Annotated in this window: 13 protein-coding genes and 2 pseudogenes; 6 read left to right on the forward strand and 9 right to left on the reverse strand. The window is 73.0% G+C overall.

The window, feature by feature from the left end; genetic code table 11:
* Window positions 1-22: 22 nt before the first annotated feature.
* Window positions 23-121 (forward strand): annotated as a pseudogene (locus tag ACTWQH_RS14120) (helix-turn-helix domain-containing protein); the annotation flags it as partial.
* Window positions 122-276: 155 nt separating this feature from the next.
* Here the strand turns inward: ACTWQH_RS14120 and ACTWQH_RS14125 are convergent.
* Together ACTWQH_RS14125 and ACTWQH_RS14130 are read right to left on the reverse strand one after the other, a co-directional pair.
* Window positions 277-423 carry a hypothetical protein gene (locus ACTWQH_RS14125; protein ID WP_443286847.1) on the reverse strand — a complete coding sequence of 49 codons (147 nt, stop codon included), beginning with the start codon at window positions 421-423 and terminating at the stop codon, window positions 277-279.
* Between the two features lie 47 nt (window positions 424-470).
* On the reverse strand, window positions 471-1,319 hold the full coding sequence (locus ACTWQH_RS14130; protein ID WP_443286848.1) for a response regulator transcription factor: 849 nt from the start codon (window positions 1,317-1,319) through the stop codon (window positions 471-473).
* 202 nt (window positions 1,320-1,521) lie between these two features.
* On the opposite strand from ACTWQH_RS14130, the gene ACTWQH_RS14135 reads away from it, so the two are divergent.
* The 4 genes from ACTWQH_RS14135 (at window position 1,522) to ACTWQH_RS14150 (ending at window position 5,480) form a co-directional block, all read left to right on the forward strand.
* Window positions 1,522-2,199, forward strand: a complete 678-nt coding sequence (locus ACTWQH_RS14135) for a lytic polysaccharide monooxygenase auxiliary activity family 9 protein (protein ID WP_443286849.1) — start codon at window positions 1,522-1,524, stop codon at window positions 2,197-2,199.
* Window positions 2,200-2,312: 113 nt separating this feature from the next.
* Window positions 2,313-3,680, forward strand: a complete 1,368-nt coding sequence (locus tag ACTWQH_RS14140; RefSeq protein WP_443286850.1) for a glycoside hydrolase family 6 protein — start codon at window positions 2,313-2,315, stop codon at window positions 3,678-3,680.
* 29 nt (window positions 3,681-3,709) lie between these two features.
* The gene (locus ACTWQH_RS14145; RefSeq protein WP_443286851.1) at window positions 3,710-4,666 is read left to right on the forward strand and encodes a DUF389 domain-containing protein; all 957 of its coding nucleotides are present in this window, start codon (window positions 3,710-3,712) and stop codon (window positions 4,664-4,666) included.
* A 7-nt stretch (window positions 4,667-4,673) separates the two neighbouring features.
* Complete coding sequence (locus tag ACTWQH_RS14150) at window positions 4,674-5,480, forward strand: Fpg/Nei family DNA glycosylase (RefSeq protein WP_443286852.1); 807 nt, start codon at window positions 4,674-4,676, stop codon at window positions 5,478-5,480.
* A gap of 6 nt (window positions 5,481-5,486) precedes the next feature.
* On the opposite strand, the gene ACTWQH_RS14155 is transcribed toward ACTWQH_RS14150, so the two are convergent.
* The 4 genes and pseudogenes from ACTWQH_RS14155 to ACTWQH_RS14170 form a co-directional block, all read right to left on the reverse strand.
* Window positions 5,487-7,640, reverse strand: a complete 2,154-nt coding sequence (locus ACTWQH_RS14155; protein ID WP_443286853.1) for a PQQ-dependent sugar dehydrogenase — start codon at window positions 7,638-7,640, stop codon at window positions 5,487-5,489.
* Between the two features lie 143 nt (window positions 7,641-7,783).
* Window positions 7,784-8,731 (reverse strand): sugar phosphate isomerase/epimerase family protein, encoded by a 948-nt coding sequence (locus tag ACTWQH_RS14160; protein WP_443286854.1) that lies wholly within the window; start codon window positions 8,729-8,731, stop codon window positions 7,784-7,786.
* A gap of 283 nt (window positions 8,732-9,014) precedes the next feature.
* A pseudogene (locus tag ACTWQH_RS14165) lies at window positions 9,015-9,749 on the reverse strand (lytic polysaccharide monooxygenase auxiliary activity family 9 protein); the annotation flags it as partial.
* 174 nt (window positions 9,750-9,923) lie between these two features.
* Window positions 9,924-10,055, reverse strand: coding sequence for a hypothetical protein (locus ACTWQH_RS14170; protein ID WP_443286855.1), 132 nt, complete (start codon window positions 10,053-10,055; stop codon window positions 9,924-9,926).
* Between the two features lie 58 nt (window positions 10,056-10,113).
* Here ACTWQH_RS14170 and ACTWQH_RS14175 point away from each other — a divergent pair, with 58 nt between their 5' ends.
* Window positions 10,114-12,051, forward strand: a complete 1,938-nt coding sequence (locus tag ACTWQH_RS14175) for an autotransporter (RefSeq protein WP_443286856.1) — start codon at window positions 10,114-10,116, stop codon at window positions 12,049-12,051.
* 133 nt (window positions 12,052-12,184) lie between these two features.
* On the opposite strand, the gene ACTWQH_RS14180 is transcribed toward ACTWQH_RS14175, so the two are convergent.
* The 3 genes from ACTWQH_RS14180 to meaB are packed head-to-tail and all read right to left on the reverse strand — an operon-like array spanning window position 12,185 to window position 16,069.
* The gene (locus tag ACTWQH_RS14180; protein ID WP_443286857.1) at window positions 12,185-13,984 is read right to left on the reverse strand and encodes a vWA domain-containing protein; all 1,800 of its coding nucleotides are present in this window, start codon (window positions 13,982-13,984) and stop codon (window positions 12,185-12,187) included.
* Complete coding sequence (locus ACTWQH_RS14185; RefSeq protein ID WP_443286858.1) at window positions 13,981-15,042, reverse strand: ATP-binding protein; 1,062 nt, start codon at window positions 15,040-15,042, stop codon at window positions 13,981-13,983. Before ACTWQH_RS14185 ends, ACTWQH_RS14180 begins: the two co-directional genes overlap by 4 nt.
* A gap of 19 nt (window positions 15,043-15,061) precedes the next feature.
* A complete protein-coding gene (meaB, locus tag ACTWQH_RS14190) occupies window positions 15,062-16,069 on the reverse strand; it encodes a methylmalonyl Co-A mutase-associated GTPase MeaB (RefSeq protein WP_443286863.1) in 1,008 nt (335 codons plus the stop codon).
* Window positions 16,070-16,138 lie beyond the last annotated feature (69 nt).

Raw genomic sequence — 16,138 nt, forward strand, 5'->3', positions numbered from 1 at the left:
AGTTCGCGCTGACAACGAGCGGATCCATCCGGCTCGGGAGCAGGAGCCGTTGCTGGCCCGTACCTTCGCCGGTGCCCGCGTGGTCTACAACGATGGTCTGCGGACGCGGATCGAGGCGTACAGGCGTGGGGGAGCCGTTCATCGCGGACAACCAGGTGCGGAAGCTGGTGACGACCCAGGCGAAGAAGACCCCTCAGCGGGCACGCCCATGCTCCGCGTCAACCTCCTGGGCTGGTCGGCCCGCCAGCGCGTCGAGCACCCCCCCGACCGCGTCCGTCACCAGGTCCCGTCCGGTGTAGGGCGGCTGGCCAGACCCGAGATCAGCAGGACGAGGGGGTCTCCCGCCCGCCCGAACCCCTGCACGCACAGGCGGATGCCGCTGGCGGACACCGTCGTCTCTTCCTCACCGGTGATGCCGGTCATGTGAGGGGAGACCGCACGGGGAGACGAAGCTCATCGGCGGCGGAGGCTCAGTTCGCCGAGTTCGCCCCCGCGCCCGAGGCGTTCGCCGAGGTCTCGCCCTTCTTCGGGAGCAGACCGAAGGACTGGGCCCGCAGCACCGCCGACAGGCGGTCGGTCACCTTCAGCTTGCGGTAGAGGTGCTCCACGTGCTTGTGCACCGTGCGCGGCGATATCCCGAGGCGCCGCCCGATCGCCGTCGCCGGAAGTGAATCGGCCAGCAGCGTCAGCACCGTGATCTCGCGCGGCGTGAGGTTGTGCTCCCGGGCCAGCTCGTCCAGCCCGGCCGCCGCCCCCGCGTCGGCGAGCGACCGCCAGCGCTCGAGCTGCTGCTGGTGGGCGTCCACGGCCACCAGCAGCGGCCGCACGCGGCGGGCGTAGGCGCGTTCCCGCTCCGTGAAGTCCCCGTCCGCGTCGGCGTGGTACGCGACGAAGCCGCGCGTGGTCCCGGCGGGCGCGGGCAGCGGGATGCCCAGCACGTGGCCCGCGTCGAAGTACTCCCGGCTCAGGCTCGCCGCCCGGCTGCCACGCCACGCCGTCTCGCCCGCCACCTCGGCGGCGGTGCGCGGCTCGGCGTCGGTGCGCGTGGCGTAGTGCCGCGCCAGCGGGTGCCCGGCCAGCATCAGCCGGCGCGAGACCTCGGCCATCCGGCGTTCGTCGAGCGAGGCGGGGGACCAGGCCACCGGCCTGCCCTCGCGGCGCGTCCAGTTGGCGCGCGTCAGGCTCGCCCTCGGGGCGTGCAACGCCCGGCCGAGTTCGGCCAGCACCCGGGGCCAGGGGGGCTCCCCGGCCCGACCGCTGAGCACGTCGGTGGCGAGATCCAGCATGTTGTCGTAGTCGCGTTCCGTCAAAGCCGCCATGTCACGCAGCCTGCCAGTGGGACGTTGTGGATTCGATGGAGGGGCGTTGAAGGGTCGGCGGGGGACGTCCGGGCATGGCGCGGAGTGAACGTTTTACCAAGATGTCATCGGGTAATGTGCCCGTTAAACTTGGGAGCGCTCCCATCGCCGGATACACCACCCCCACACCCCCCATACCTTCCGGAAGACGGAGTACGCGCACATGCATGCACACACGCAAGCCCAGCCCCGCAGGTGGACGCTGCGGGTCCTGGCGCCGCTCCTGGCGGCGTCGCTCGGCCTGATCCTCTTCCCGTGGACGGACAGCGCCGATGCCCACGGCTCGGTCGTCGACCCTGCGGGCCGCGCCTACGGCTGCGCGGAGCGCTGGGGCGAGGACCACCAGAACCCGGCCATGGAGCAGGAAGACCCCATGTGCTGGCAGGCGTTCCAGGAAAACCCGAACACCATGTGGAACTGGATGAGCCTTTTCCAGGAGAACCTGGCCGGCGACTGGAAGTCGGCCATCTCGGACGGGAACCTGTGCAGCGCGGGTGACGCCCAGGGCGGCCTGGCCAGCTCGCTCGACGAGGTCGGCGCCTGGACGCCGACCGATGTCAGCAACACCTTCACCCTCAACCTGCACGACAACGCCAGCCACGGCGCCGACTTCATCGAGGTCTACGTGACCAAGCAGGGGTACGACCCCACCAGCGAGCCGCTGGGCTGGGACGACCTGGAGCTGGTGAAGACGACCGAAAGCTACCCCCAGCAGGAGGACTACGTCGTCGAGGACATCAGCGCCCCGGGACGCACCGGACACCACGTGGTCTACACGATCTGGCAGGCGTCTCACCTGGACCAGACCTACTTCATCTGCTCTGACGTGAACTTCGGCTGAGCCTGAGCCTGAGCCTGAACCTGAAGCCACGCCCGGAGAACGGCCCCGCCGGACGCCGCCGCGTCCGGCGGGGCCGTCGCGGAGGAGACGGACAGAGAGACGGAGAGGCCGTCATGAAGGCCGCGAACGCCGTGAACGCCGTGAAGCTCGCCCTCGTCCTCGGGTTCGCGCTGACCCTGGCCGCGCCGGTCTCGGCCCCTGCCGCGAACGCCACCGCCACCGCCACCGCCCAGCCGCCGAACAAGGCCGGCAATCCCTACGCCGGCGCGCGGGTCTACACCAACCCCGAGTGGTCCGCCCACGCCGCCGCCGAGCCCGGAGGCCAGGCCGTCGCCGGCGAGCCCACCGCCGTGTGGCTCGATCGCATCGCCGACATCGACACCCAGAGCGACGCGATGAACCTGCGCGAGCACCTCGACGAGGCCCTGGCCCAGGACGCCGACGTCGTCCAGCTCGTGCTCCACGACATCCCCGGCCGCGACTGCGACTGGCTGTACACCACCGCCGAGCTGGGCCCGGACGAGCTGCCGCGCTACCGCGAGGAGTTCATCGACCCCATCGTGGAGATCATCGCCGACCCGGCCTACGCCGAGCTGCGCGTCGTCGCCGTCGTCGAGCCCGACGCCCTGCCCAACCTGGTCACCTTCGCGGGCGGCGGCCCGGCCGCCACCGCCGGCTGCGAGCAGGTCTACGCCAGCGGCGTCTACCTCGACGCCATCGGCTACGCCCTCTCCCGCCTGGGCCCGCTGCCCAACGCCTATCCCTACCTCGACATCGGCCACCACGGCCGCCTCGGCTTCGACGACACCCTCCGCGAGGCCGCCGGCCTGGCCGAGCTGGCCGCCGGCGCCTCCGGCTCCTCCCCGGCGTACGTGCACGGCCTGGCCACCAACGTCGCCGACTACTCCGCCACCCGGGAGCCGTACTTCTCCGTGGACGACGTGGTGGACGGCGTTCCGGTGCGCGAGGGCAGCAGCTGGCTGGCGGGGAACGCCTTCGCCGACGAGCTGCCCTACGCCCGGGCGTTCCGCGAGGCGCTGATCGCGCGCGGCTTCGACGAGGGCCTCGGCGTGCTGATCGACACCTCCCGCAACGGCTGGGGCGGCCCGGACCGCCCCACCGGCCCCGGCCCGCGCACCACCGCCGAGGAGTACGTCGAGGGCGGCCGCGTCGACCGCCGCGTCCACGCCGCGAACTGGTGCAACCAGGCGGGCTCCGGCCTCGGCGAGCGCCCGGCCGCCGCGCCGGAGCCGGGCGTCGACGCCTACGCCTGGATCAAGCCGCCCGGCGAGTCGGACGGCTCCAGCATCCCGCTGCCGATCGAGGGCGGCGGCTACTCCCCCATGTGCGACCCGACGTACGGGGGCGGCTCGGCCAACGCCTACAACCCCACGGGCGCGCTGCCGAACGCCCCGCTGAACGGCGAGTGGTTCCCCGCGCACTTCCAGGAGCTGCTGGCCAACGCCTGGCCGCCCGCGTGACCGGTTCGGGCCCGAACTAAGCTGCCCGCATGCTGCATCTGCGGGTGATCAGCCCCGCCGCCCGCACCGATGCCGTCGTGGCGCTGATCCAGGACACGGTCGGCACGGCGCACCTGGTGGTGCTGCCGGGCGCCGCGCGGGATCCGGTGGGGGACGTGGTGCAGTGCGACGTGGCCCGGGAGGCCGCCGACGAGCTGCTGGCGGAGCTGCGCGGCCTCGGCCTGCCCGAGGCCGGCGCGGTGATGGCCGAGCGCGTCGAGCTGTCGATGTCCGAGCGCGCCGCGCGCGCCCAGCAGGACGCGCCCGGCGCGGGCATGGACGCGGTGGTCTGGGAGTCGCTGAGCGAGGCCACGCAGGAGGAGTCCCGCCTCAGCCTCACCTACCTCACCTTCCTCACGGTCGCGACGATGCTCGCGGCCTGCGGCGTGATGCTGGACAGCGCCATCCTGCTGGTCGGGGCCATGGTGGTGGGCCCGGAGTTCGGCCCCCTGGCGGGGGTGTGCACCAGCCTGGTGCGGTGGGCGCCGCGCCAGGCGATACGCCCGCTGGCCGCGTTGCTCGTCGGCTTTCCCGTCGCGATGGGGCTGACCAGTGCCTTCGCCGCTCTGCTCGAGGGGCGGGGGCTGTTCTCGGAGGAGCGGTTCTCCCAGCCGCACCCGGCGGTGGAGTTCGTCTGGCAGCCGGACGAGATGTCCTTCGTCGTGGCGATCCTCGCCGGGATCGCCGGGATACTGTCGCTGACCTCGGCGAAGTCCGGTGCGCTGGTCGGGGTCGCGATCTCGGTGACGACCGTGCCCGCCGCCGCCCACGTCGCGCTCGCGATGACCTACGGGCACCAGTCGGACGCGCGCGGCTCCCTCATCCAGCTCGGCCTGAACCTCAGCGGCATCCTGCTCGCCGGAACCCTGACGCTGCTGGCGCAGAAGCTGTTCTGGGAGGGCGTGCGCAACGGGCGCCGGCCCCGGCGCGCGCCGAGTGGCACATGATGGAGGCATGCCCGAGGGAGACACCGTCTGGCAGGCCGCGCGGCGGCTGGACGACGCGCTGGCCGGGCACGCCCTGGTCCGCTCGGACCTGCGCGTGCCCCGCCTGGCCACCGTGGACCTGCGGGGGCGCGCCGTGCTGGAGGTCGTGCCGCGCGGCAAGCACCTGCTGACCCGCGTCGAAGGCGGCCTGACTCTCCACTCGCACCTGCGGATGGACGGCGCCTGGCACGTCTACGGGCCCGGCGAACGCTGGCGCGGCGGCCCCGGGCATCAGATCCGCGCCGTCCTGGCCACGGCCGAGCGCACCGCCGTCGGCTACCGGCTGCCGGTGCTGGAGCTGCTGCGCACCGCCCAGGAGCGGCGGGTCGTCGGGCACCTGGGGCCCGACCTGCTCGGGCCCGACTGGGACCCGGAGGAGGCGCGGCGCCGCCTGCTGGCCGAGCCGGCGCGGCCGCTCGGCGCGGCGCTGCTGGACCAGCGCGTGATGGCGGGCATCGGCAACGTGTACATGGCCGAGCTGTGCTTCCTGGCGCGCGCCACGCCCTGGCTGCCGGTGGGCCAGCTCGCTGCCCCCGCGGAGCTGATCGACGCCGCGAAGCGGCTGCTGGAGGCCAACCGCGACCGGCTGGGCCGCACCACGACGGCCGCCGGCCTCCGGGAGCGGCTGCACGTGTACGGGCGGGCCGGGCGCCCGTGCCTGCGGTGCGGCAACGCCGTGGCGTTGGCCTCCGCCTCGCACGAGGCGCCCGGCCGTGAGCGTCCGACCTACTGGTGCCCGGGCTGCCAGCAGGGGCCGGGCCCGGGCACCGGCTGACCGCGATCAGCTCGTCGGCGTCAGCACCACCTCCGTGCTGCCGGTGAGCGGGGGCAGGCCGTCCTCGCCCGGGTCGGTGTAGCTGGCGTTGAAGACGCCGCGCAGCTCGTCCTCGCCCGGGTCGTGGCCATCGGGCAGGGAGGTCTGGATCGTCCCCTTGCAGCCGGAGGCCGTGGTGAGCGGGTGCCCGTGGTCGTCGTGGCCCAGGATGTAGGACACGGTGACGGCCGAGCAGTCCACCTGCTGGTCGTCGGTGACGCTCACCTCATAGGCGACGCGGTCGCCGAAGGCGAAGGAGTCGCCCTCCTTCGGCGTGACGAAGGTCAGCTCGGGAGTGGCGTTCCCGACCACGATGTCCACCTCCGCCGAGGCCGCCCGGCCGCGGTCCCAGCCGCCGGCGTCGGTCACCCGCAGGTTCGCGGTGTAGGCGCCGACCCCCTCGTAGGTGTACGTCGGGTTCGCCGCGCGGGAGTCGATGTCCCCGTCGGAGTCGAAGTCCCAGGCGTACCGCAGCCGGTCACCCTCGGGGTCTTCCGTGCCCTCGCTGGAGAAGCGGACCGTCAGCGAGGTGTCCTGCGTGCTGGTGACGTCCGCCGACGCCACCGGCACCGGGGTGTGGTTGCCGTGCGGCCCCAGGTAGTCGATGCGGGCGACCTGGGCCTCGGGGTTCTCCAGGAAGTAGCCGTTGCCGTACTCCAGGACGTACAGCGCGCCGTCCGGGCCGAACTCCATGTCGATCGGGCCGATGATGTCCATCGACGCCAGCACGTCCTGGACGCCCGTCAGCTCGCCGGTCTCCTCGTCCAGCTCGAAGCCCTTGATGTAGTTGCGGGTCCACTCGTAGAAGAGGGGTATGCCGTCGTACGCGCGCGGCCAGGCGACCGGGCGGGGGCGCAGGGACGCCAGCGGGTTCCAGTCGTACGCCGGGCCGGCCATCGGGCCGATGCCGCCGGTGCCGAGCTCGGGGAACTCCTCGGACTCCCCGTAGCCGTACCACATCTCCGGCTGCACCACCGGCGGCAGCTCGGTCATCCCGGTGTTGTGCGGCGAGGCGTTGACCGGGGCCGCGCAGTCGAAGGGCTCGCCCGAGGCCTGGGTGGCGAAGTCGTAGTCGACGTACGGCAGCTCGGGCGTGGCGCAGTACGGCCAGCCGTGGTTGCCGGCCTCCTCGGCCGCGAACCACTTGCCGGTGCCGGCCGGGCCGCGCGCCGGGTCGGCCTCGCCGGCGTCGGGCGAGTAGTCGGCGACGTAGAGCGCGTCGGTCTCCGGGTCGATCTCGATGCGGAAGGGGTTGCGCAGCCCCATCAGGTAGATCTCGGGCCGGGTGTCCGGCGTGCCGGGCGCGAAGAGGTTGCCGCTCGGGATGTCGTACGAGCCGTCGCGGTTCACGTCGATGCGCAGCACCTTGCCGCGCAGGTCGTTGGTGTTGGCCGCGCTGCGCTGCGCGTCGTACGCCGGGTTGCGGTCGGGGCGCTCGTCGATCGGGGCGTAGCCGCCGGAGGAGAAGGGGTTGGTGTCGTCGCCCGTGGACAGGTACAGCAGGCCGTCGCTGTCGAAGACGATGTCGCCGCCGACGTGGCAGCAGATGCCGCGGTCCACCTCGACGTCGAGGATCCGCTGCTCGCTGGAGAGGTCGATCTCGTCGCCGACGAGCTTGAAGCGGGAGAGGCGGTTGACGCCCTCGAAGGGCTCGAAGTCCTCCGGGTCGCCATTGAGGGGGGCGTCGCCCTCGTTGACGTCGGGGGTCTCCGGGTCGTCCAGCGGGGTGTGCATCGGGGGCGCGTAGTAGAGGTAGACCCACGTGTTGGTGACGCCGTTGAAGCCGGGGTCCACGGCGATGGACTGCAGGCCCTCCTCGTCGTGCTGGTAGACGTCGAGCTCGGCGGCCAGCGTGTTGAGGCCGGTGCCGGGGTCGTTGAGCCAGACCTGGCCGCTGCGGGTGGTGTGCATCACCCGGCGGTCCGGCAGCACCGCGAGGTCGATCGGCTCGCCCGGGGTGTCGTTGAGGGTGACCTTCTGGAAGTCCTCCTCCGCGGGCGTGTCCGGCTCGGGCGAGGGCTCGCGGGCGAGGGCGGCGGGTGCGGGTGCGGTGAGGAGAGACGCGGCCAGGGCGGCCACGGCGGCGGACAGGAGGGTGACGCGGGTGGTGCGCGAGCGCATGTGCGGACCTTTCGTGCAAACGAAACAGGCGCGGGATGCGTGGGGGTCCGTAGGGAGGAGGGTGGCGAGCGGTCTCGGCGGCGAACCGCCGGGGGAACCGACGGACGAGCCGGGGGACGAGCCGACGGACGAGCCGAGGGGCGTCAGGACGGGAAGGAGAACGAGCGCAGGTAGGCGTAGCCGATCTCGGCGGTCTGCTCCGGCGTGACGTCGGGCGTGTCGTTCTCCACGATGTACTCCAGCACCTGGTGGGCGCGGAAGACGCGGGCGAAGTCGATCATGCCGGTGCCGAGGTCGGCCATGTCGCCGGTGTCGGGGTCCCGGTCCTTGACGTGGTACTGGAGCACCCGCTGCGGGGCGGAGCGGATGACGTCGATCGCGAAGCCCTCGGGGTCCTCGACGCCGTCGCCGCTCTCGATGCCGCCGGTCACCGCCCAGTAGATGTCGATCTCCAGGTGGACCAGCCAGGGGTCCAGCTCGTTGGTGAGGATCTGCCACGGCGTCAGGCCGTTGCCGAGGTCGATGGTGAACTCGTGCGCGTGGTTGTGATAGCCGTAGCGGAGACCGTGGCAGCGCGCCTCGGCGGCCTCGTTGTTCATCTGCTCGGCCCAGCGCTTCCAGTCGTCGGCCTTCTCCGATATCAGGTAGGGCACGACGGAGAACCGCTGGCCGAGGGTGACGGCGTTCTCCAGCTTCTTCTCCAGCGCGGCCTCGTCGGGGGCGATGCCGTCGTGGGCCGAGGTGGTGCGGATGCCCAGCTCGTCGTGGAAGGCGCGCAGTTCGGCGGCGGTGCGGTCGTAGTAGCCGGCCTGCTCGACCTTGGGGTAGCCGAGGTCCGCGATCGTGCGCAGCGTCGCGTCGTAGCCGGGCGAGCCGCCGAGCGCGTCGCGCATCGTGTAGAGCTGGATGCTGATGTTGCCGGGCGGCACGAACGCCCAGCGGCCGGGGCGGGTCCGCGGACGCGGCGCGCGGGCGGCGTTCGCGGCCGGGGCCGCGGCCACCCCCGCCGCGAGCGCGGCGGCGCCGACCGCGCCCGCGGCGGCGCCCCGCAGCAAGGAGCGCCTGCCGGTGGCGCGCCGGGTGCGTGCCATGGAGAGCGCTCTGTCATTCGGAAGTCCGTAGCACATGGCGGCTCCTGTGAAAGTGGTTCGGAACTGCGGCCAACGTAGAAACGGCTTTGTGCGTCGTCAATAGAAGTTTCAACACTTTCCTTCGAAACTTCAGAGGTATGAGCGCAAAGTGTGCGGGCGTGCACGCATACGGAAAGCGCCCCCGCGGATGCGGGGGCGGGCGGTGAGGGCCGCGCATGCCGCGGGCCCGCCGGTCAGCGCCCGGCGGGCCCGCGAGGAGTGAACGAGCGGTCGTGCGTCAGAAGGTCACTTCGCCGCTGCCGCCGTCGAAGACCACGTCGGAGCAGGCGTAGAAGTCCTCCGGGCTGTCGGACCGGGTCCAGTGGATGAACATGATGTGCTGACCCGACTTCTCCGGGAGCTGGAGGTCCCAGTAGTAGGCACCGCCCTCGTCGCCGGCGCCGCCCTCCTGCGGCGGGTCGGTCACCGTCTGGACCTCCTCAAGGTCGCTCCACGCCAGCGGCTTGTCCGGCGTCCAGCTGTCCTTGGTGAAGTAGACGATGAAGTCGCCCGGGTGGGCGGCCCAGTTGCTGTACCGGATCTCGATGGTCGAGCCCGCCGTGAGGTGGGTCGTCGGCCAGTCGGCGCGCGCGGCGTTGTACGAGGAGAAGTCGTACGGTCCGTTGTGGCCGCCGCTGCAGATCTCACCGTCCGGGATGTAGCCCTCGGTCTGGCCGTCGGCGTTGGAGTCGAGCACGGCGAACCAGTTGTACAGCGGCGTCGTGCCCGTCTCCGCGACCGCGTCGGCGCAGGCCGGGTTCGAAGGCGTCTGGTTGCCGCTCTCGACCATGTCCTTGTAGCACAGGTACGTGCGCGAGCCCGGCGACATGGTGACGCCGTGCGCGGACGAAGGAGTTGGCAGCGACGCCACCACGAGAGCCAGCAGCGCGGCTCCGAGAAGGCTCAGGACGCGAGGCGACCGGAACCGCGACCGCTGCCGGTCGCCCCGGTGCCCCGCGTCGGGGTGTCGATTGGCCATGTGGGGGGTCTCCTTAGGAGTTTTCGCCACGACAGGTGCCCGACCGCACCTGGTCCTGCGACCCATCGCGGCATCTGCCAGCCGTTCATGGGAGCGCTCCCGCAGCAACGGTAGCGCCCCGTTGGCCATTGCGTAACCGGTTCTCAGCCACGATCTGGCCGATGCATGGCACATTCAACGAAGTCGCATCGCCGCGACCCGGAGTCCGCGGTTGAGGTACGCCAGGACGGCCAGGTCGGCCAGGACGCGGCGGTGGCCGCTGCTGATCGCCCGGGCCGTGGCCGTCGTGGTCAACCTCGCCCTCACGATCCGAGGTCACGCGGCGATTTCCGTTATCCGCCGCCCCGCCGCGCGTCCCCCGGGCATGAGACGTTTCCTGCGCGCCGGGGCCGTGCTCGCGCTGCTGCTCGCGGCGTTGGCCCCGCCGTCACTCCTCACCGCCGCCCGTGCCGACGACGCCCACGACATCACCGCCGACATCCGTGACGGGCGCGACGTCGTGCTCGCCGGCGACGCGGTCGTGCGGCTGGCCGACGGCGAGACGACGACCTACGACGGCGTCATCAGCGGCGTGGGCACGCTGCGCGTCACGGGCGGCGGCACGCTGATCCTCACCCGGGACAGCGACTTCGAGATCCCCGAGGAACGCCAGCGCCAGAGCGTCAGCGTGCAGGGCGGGAACCACCCGTACACCACGGTCAGCGACCCCGACCCGCCCGCCGTCATCGTCGACCCCGGCGCCACGCTCCAGTACGGCACCGGCGGCACCACCGGCCTCATCGGCCACTTCCCCTACGCCACGCCCGGCTTCCGCCTCAACCAGAACAACATCCAGGTCGACGGAACCCTCCGCCTCTCCCTCACGACCAGCTTCAACCTCGGCACCATCAGCGGCTCCGGCCTGGTCACCCAGCCGCGCTTCCTGTGGGGCACGCTCGAACTCGCCGGCACCCACCCGTTCTCCGGCGTCATCGACAACGGCACCGGCACGGCCGCCGGGCGGCCGGAGTTCCCCGTGGCGCTGCCAGGCGCCCGCGCCATCCTCAACCAGGGCACCTGGACCGTCGACACCCCGCTCGGCCAGACCATCACCCTCAACCAGGACTTCTACCAGCGCGAGTACGGCAGCGACATCAACGTCCAGTCCCGCCCCGGCAGCCGCGTCGTCCTCGGCGGCACCTACAGCTACTCCGACACCGGCGGCGACACCGACCCCTCCCTCAGCGACCCCGCCCTCAACTGGACCCCCATCGACCACGACCTGAACAAGCGCGGCACCAACATCAAGGGCGCCGACGTGCAGTGGGGCGACGGCACCACCAGCGAGATCTTCATGCCCGGCACCGCCGAGACCGTGTACATCAACCTCCTGGAGGCCAACGGCGTACGCTCCGGGCTCACCTTCGCCTACAACGGCCCGGTCACCCTCGGCGCCCCGATCGGCGGCGGCGTCTTCCACGACACCCTCGCCGCCCCCGGCCAGGGCGACATCGTCATCGCCTCCATCCCCGGCAACGACGTGACCTTCGCCGCCCACCAGTACTACGACGGCGCCACCACCGTCGAGCGCGGCGCGGTGCTGCGACTCGGCACCGGCGAGGCGGGCGGCGACGGCGGCCTGATGACCGACGGCGCCCACAGCGAGGTCGTCCTCGACGGCCGCCTCGTCGCCCAGAACGCCGACGAGCCCGTCACCCTCTCCCGCGTCAGCGGCTCCGGCTCCCTCACCCAGGACGGCCCGGCCGGCACGGTCCTCGCGGGCGAGGTGAGCTACACCGGCCGCACCACGATCGCCCGTGGCACCCTCACCCTCTCGGCGGGCTCGCTCTCCCGCAGCAGCGGCGTACGCCTCACCTCCGCCGACGCCACGCTCGACCTGCGGCAGGCGGGCGGCGACCAGACCCTCCAGCACCTGACCGCCACCGAGGGCGCCGCCATCCTCCTCGCCCCCGACGCCACCCTCACCGTGGAGGGAAAGCCCGTCGGCCTCTCCACCGACACCATCACCCTCGACGGCACGCCCTACGCCGTCCACCACACCGCCGACCGCATCCGCCTGACCGCCCTCCCACCCGAGGCCACCGCCCCGGAGCCCTCCGCCTCGCCCTCCGCCACCGCCTCCCCGAAGCCAACCCCCACGGACGACGCCGCCACCCCCGCCCCCGACCCCACCCCCGCCGCGGACGCCCTCTCCGCCTCCGACGCCCCACCCGCCTGGCGCTACCCCGCCGCGGGCGCGGCCCTGGGCCTCGTGGTCGTGGCGATCGCCGCCTCATGGCTGCTGCGCCGGCAACGGTCCTAACCCTTGCGGGCCAGGATCTGGATGGCTGCCGTGACGTGGGGCCTCAACCGTCCACTGCGACGAAATGGCACGCAACAGCGATCAGCAGGTGCATCCCGTCGCAGTCGTGGCGATCAAGGCGGCCCGATGCCCTTCACCTCACATGAAAGACCGGCCCCCGGGCCGTGAACGGCAGGCGGGCGCCGCGTGGGATCAGGAAGGCGTGGTCGCGGCGGACGCGCAGCACGTCGCAGTCGCCGTCCGTGATGACCAGCAGCGGGGCGTCGGCGGGGAAGTCGCCGGCGCGGTGGAGGAGGTCGATGGCGGGCTGCAGGACCGTGCCGCCGCGCCCGCGCACCCGCGCGCGGGTGGCGATCTCCGTGACCGGCAGGTACCCGGCGTCGTGAGGGGCGGCGTCGCAGAAGACGACGCGGGCGGCGGGGACGTCGCGGGAGGAGGCGTAGGAGGCGATCGCGCCCAGCGCCTTGCCGAGGAGGGTACGGCTCATGGAGCCGGAGGTGTCAAGGACCACGCCGAAGGTGCAGCGCGGCACCTCCTCGGGCGGGAAGTAACGCCCGGCGCGCGGGATGCCGGGCGTGGCCGCCTGGCGGCGCGCGGGGCGGGCGTAGGTGCGCACCGGCTCCGGCCGGGGCACGTACTCGTCGAACCAGCGGGCGAGCTGGGCATCCCAGGGCAGGGGCGGGTGGGACAGGGCGCGGATCTCCTCGACCAGGCCGGCCGGGAGCAGGCCGCGCGTCTGCCCCTGCTGGTGCATCTCCAGGCCCTGGGTCAGGCCACGCCGGTAGAAGTCGTCGAGGTCGACGTAGTCGCCGGGGCCGCCGAGGGGGATGAGGGGGTTGTCGAGGATGTCGGGCCGGCCCCTGCCCGCCAGCGTGGCCAGGCGCCGCATCCGCCGCAGGTCGGTGACGATGCGGTCGTAGACCTCCTCGGCGGACAGGCCCGCCAGCGACGCGTCAAACAGCAGCCCCTCCGGCATCTCGCCCACGCGCATCTCGCGCAGCCAGCCGTTGATGACGTAGTCGCAGGCCACGTTGAACAGGTACGGGTCGCGCCCGCCGCGCCGCTCGCCGTGCCGCAGGGCGGCGTGCAGCATCTCGTGGGCGAGGACGAAGCGCCACTCCTCGTCGGTGTGCCGGCGCAGCGGGTTGATGTAGATCTCGCCGGCCTCGGCGCTGACGGCGGCGGTGGAGATGCCGTGGGCGCGGGCGAGTTCGGCGTCGGCGACCAGCTCCATCCCGGCAGCGACGCCGCCGAGGAGCGGATAGGAGGAGACGAACCACGACAGTGCCCGCTCCCAGGGCCGCAGCGGGCCCTCGCGCCGCCGCCCGCCCGCCTCGTCCATGGTGGCGGAGACGGTGCGGGCCAAGGCGTGGGCGAACGCCAGCTGCCAGTCGGGCGGCTGGCCGGCGTAGGGGGACCACCGCACCAGCAGCTGGTCGGGCTCGCCGCCGGCCGTGCCGAGGCGCTCGTACGCCGCCGGGATGCCGGAGGCGGAGGCGCGCCAGCGGGCGGCGAGTTGCTCCTCGTCGCCGTCCGGGTAGGAGGCGGGCAGTCCCTCGGGCGGCTGCCCGACGGTGAAGGTGAGCAGGAAGCGGTTGACGACGGCGCAGCGCGCGGTCAGGTCGAAGCGGTCGGGCTGCGCGCGCGGCTCCTTGGCGGCCGGGACGTGCCCGAAGCCGAGGTGGATCAGGGCGTGCCCGAGCGCCCAGGCCCACTCGGCGGGCTCGGCGAGCCGCGTGGGGTGGGCGTGCACGACGCCGCAGGAGTCCACCAGCAGCAGGCCGTCGCGGGGCGCCGAGGCGCAGTCCTTCTCCCGGCAGAGCCGGGCCTCCAGCGCCGCGAGCGCCGGGCTGGCGAGCGCCAGCTTCACCCCGGCGGCGAACGCCTCGGCCGCCGGGTCGGGGCGCTTCCGTCCCTTCCGGGTCCGGCTCACCGGCGCGCCTCCACCAGCCGCGGCATGTCGCGGGCCGCCTCCACCAGGAACCACGCGGGCAGCACCGGGTTGCCGTCGGCGTCCTCGGCGATGACGGTCTGGGCGACCTCGACCGATATCTCGGCGAGCTGCACCAGCAGCGCCTTGGCGCGGTGCGCGGTCTGCCGCGCGGCCGGCGAGGCGTGCTCCCGGGAGGCGGGCAGCTCCTTGACCAGGCGGCCCCGGAACGCGTCGGCCAGGTAGTACAGCAGGTCGCGGTCCTCGACGCGGTGCGGCCAGCGGGCGTCGCCCTTGAGGATCGCGTCGAGGCCGAAGCGGCTGCGCACGATCTTGACGTACCCGCAGAACGCCACCGCGTGGGCCGGGGTGAGCGTGCCGTGCGCGATGGCCTTCAGGGTGTCCTCGTCCAGGCCCGCCCCGAAGGAGTGGAGGGCGTCGGAGAGCATGTGCCAGGAGCGCGGCGTGGAGAACGGCTCCTCGGTCTTGGGCGGCTTGGCCCACAGGTGGTCGGGGCGGTCGGTGAGGTAGTCGGTGACCCAGGGGTGGATGCCGTGCTCGCCCGCCCAGGTGAGCCAGTCGGTGGCCGAAGCCTGGAGGTGGACGTGGACGAGGCGGTTGACCAGCGCGGAGGAGATGGGCCGGGCCAGGGCGTTGTCGGTGGCGCGGTTGCCGGCGCCGATGACGATGGAGCCGGGCGGCAGCTCGTAGCCGCCGATGCGGCGGTCGAGGATGAGGGAGTAGAACGCCTTCTGCACGTCCGGCGTAGCGGCGTTGAGCTCGTCGAGGAACAGGCAGTACGGCTCGGGCCGGGCGATCGCCTCCGGCGGGCAGAACACGGAGCGGCCGTCGCGGATCTGCGGCACGCCGATCAGGTCCTCGGGCGCGAGCTGGGTGCCGAGCAGGCTCACGCACTCCAAGCCGAGGGACTCGGCGAACGCCCGCACCAGCGAGGACTTCCCGATCCCGGGCGCGCCCCAGATGAAGACCGGCCGCACGGTGGCGAGCCCCAGCAGCAGCTCGGGCATCCGGGTGGGTGTGACGGAGATCGCTGCCTGCACCGACCCAGTGTGCGGGCGGTCAACGCGGTTGCGCAGGTGGTTTTCCGAACGCCTGGAGGAGGCGCTGGGCGGCGAGGGTGGGGGTGAGCGTGCCGTCGCGTACCTGGTCTTCGAGGGCGGGGGCGAGGCGGGCGACGGCGGGGTCGCGGTGGAGGCGGTCCAGGAGGTGGTCGTGGACCATGGCCCAGGTCCAGTGGACCTGCTGCTCGCGGCGTTTGGCGGCCAGGGCACCGGTGGCGTGGAGGAGGCGGCGGTGGTGCTCCAGCCGGTCCCACAGTTCCGGCAGGCCCGCGCCGGTGAGGGCGGAGCAGGTCAGCACGGGGATGCGCCAGCCCTCGGGCTCCTCCGGCCGGTTCAGCAGCCGCAGCGCGCCCGCGAGTTCGCGCGCCGCCGCGCGGGCGTCGCGCTCGTGCGGGCCGTCGGCCTTGTTGACGGCGATGAGGTCGGCCAGCTCCAGCACGCCCTTCTTGATGCCCTGGAGCTGGTCGCCGGTGCGGGCGAGGGCGAGGACGAGGAAGGCGTCGACCATGTCCGCCACGGCCGTCTCCGACTGGCCGACGCCGACGGTCTCGACGAGGATCACGTCGTAGCCGGCCGCCTCCATCACGACGATCGACTCGCGGGTGGCGCGCGCGACGCCGCCGGGCGTGCCCGCGCTGGGGGAGGGGCGCACGAACGCCGCCGGGTCGGCCGCGAGGCGGCTCATGCGCGTCTTGTCGCCGAGGATGGATCCGCCGGTGCGGGTGGAGGAGGGGTCGACGGCGAGGACGGCCACGCGGTGGCCGAGGCCGGTGAGGTGGGTGCCGAGGGCATCGACGAAGGTGGACTTGCCGACGCCGGGAACGCCGGTGATGCCGAGGCGCTGCGCGCGGCCGGCGTGGGGCAGCAGCTCCAGGAGGAGCTGCTGGGCCTGGTGCTGGTGGTCGGGGTGGGTGGACTCGACAAGGGTGATGGCGCGGGCGACGTGCGCGCGGGAGCGGGCGAGCACACCTTTGGCGTACGCCTCGACGTCGATGGGGCGGGGCACGGGCGTCACCGCCCCGCTGCGGGCCGGTGCCGGGGGCTCCGCCCCCGGACCCCCGGCCGCCCACACCCC

This window comes from Streptomyces sp. 6N223 (assembly GCF_052246635.1).
GTDB lineage: Bacteria > Actinomycetota > Actinomycetes > Streptomycetales > Streptomycetaceae > Streptomyces.

Bases quoted from the DNA above. Each gene is read 5' to 3' on its own strand.
- ACTWQH_RS14145 (WP_443286851.1), top strand. From the start codon at position 3,710: ATGCTGCATCTGCGGGTGATCAGCCCCGCCGCCCGCACCGATGCCGTC.
- ACTWQH_RS14125 (WP_443286847.1), bottom strand. From the start codon at position 423: ATGACCGGCATCACCGGTGAGGAAGAGACGACGGTGTCCGCCAGCGGC.
- ACTWQH_RS14130 (WP_443286848.1), bottom strand. From the start codon at position 1,319: ATGGCGGCTTTGACGGAACGCGACTACGACAACATGCTGGATCTCGCC.
- ACTWQH_RS14160 (WP_443286854.1), bottom strand. From the start codon at position 8,731: ATGGCACGCACCCGGCGCGCCACCGGCAGGCGCTCCTTGCTGCGGGGC.
- ACTWQH_RS14135 (WP_443286849.1), top strand. From the start codon at position 1,522: ATGCATGCACACACGCAAGCCCAGCCCCGCAGGTGGACGCTGCGGGTC.
- ACTWQH_RS14155 (WP_443286853.1), bottom strand. From the start codon at position 7,640: ATGCGCTCGCGCACCACCCGCGTCACCCTCCTGTCCGCCGCCGTGGCC.
- ACTWQH_RS14150 (WP_443286852.1), top strand. From the start codon at position 4,674: ATGCCCGAGGGAGACACCGTCTGGCAGGCCGCGCGGCGGCTGGACGAC.
- ACTWQH_RS14140 (WP_443286850.1), top strand. From the start codon at position 2,313: ATGAAGGCCGCGAACGCCGTGAACGCCGTGAAGCTCGCCCTCGTCCTC.
- ACTWQH_RS14175 (WP_443286856.1), top strand. From the start codon at position 10,114: ATGAGACGTTTCCTGCGCGCCGGGGCCGTGCTCGCGCTGCTGCTCGCG.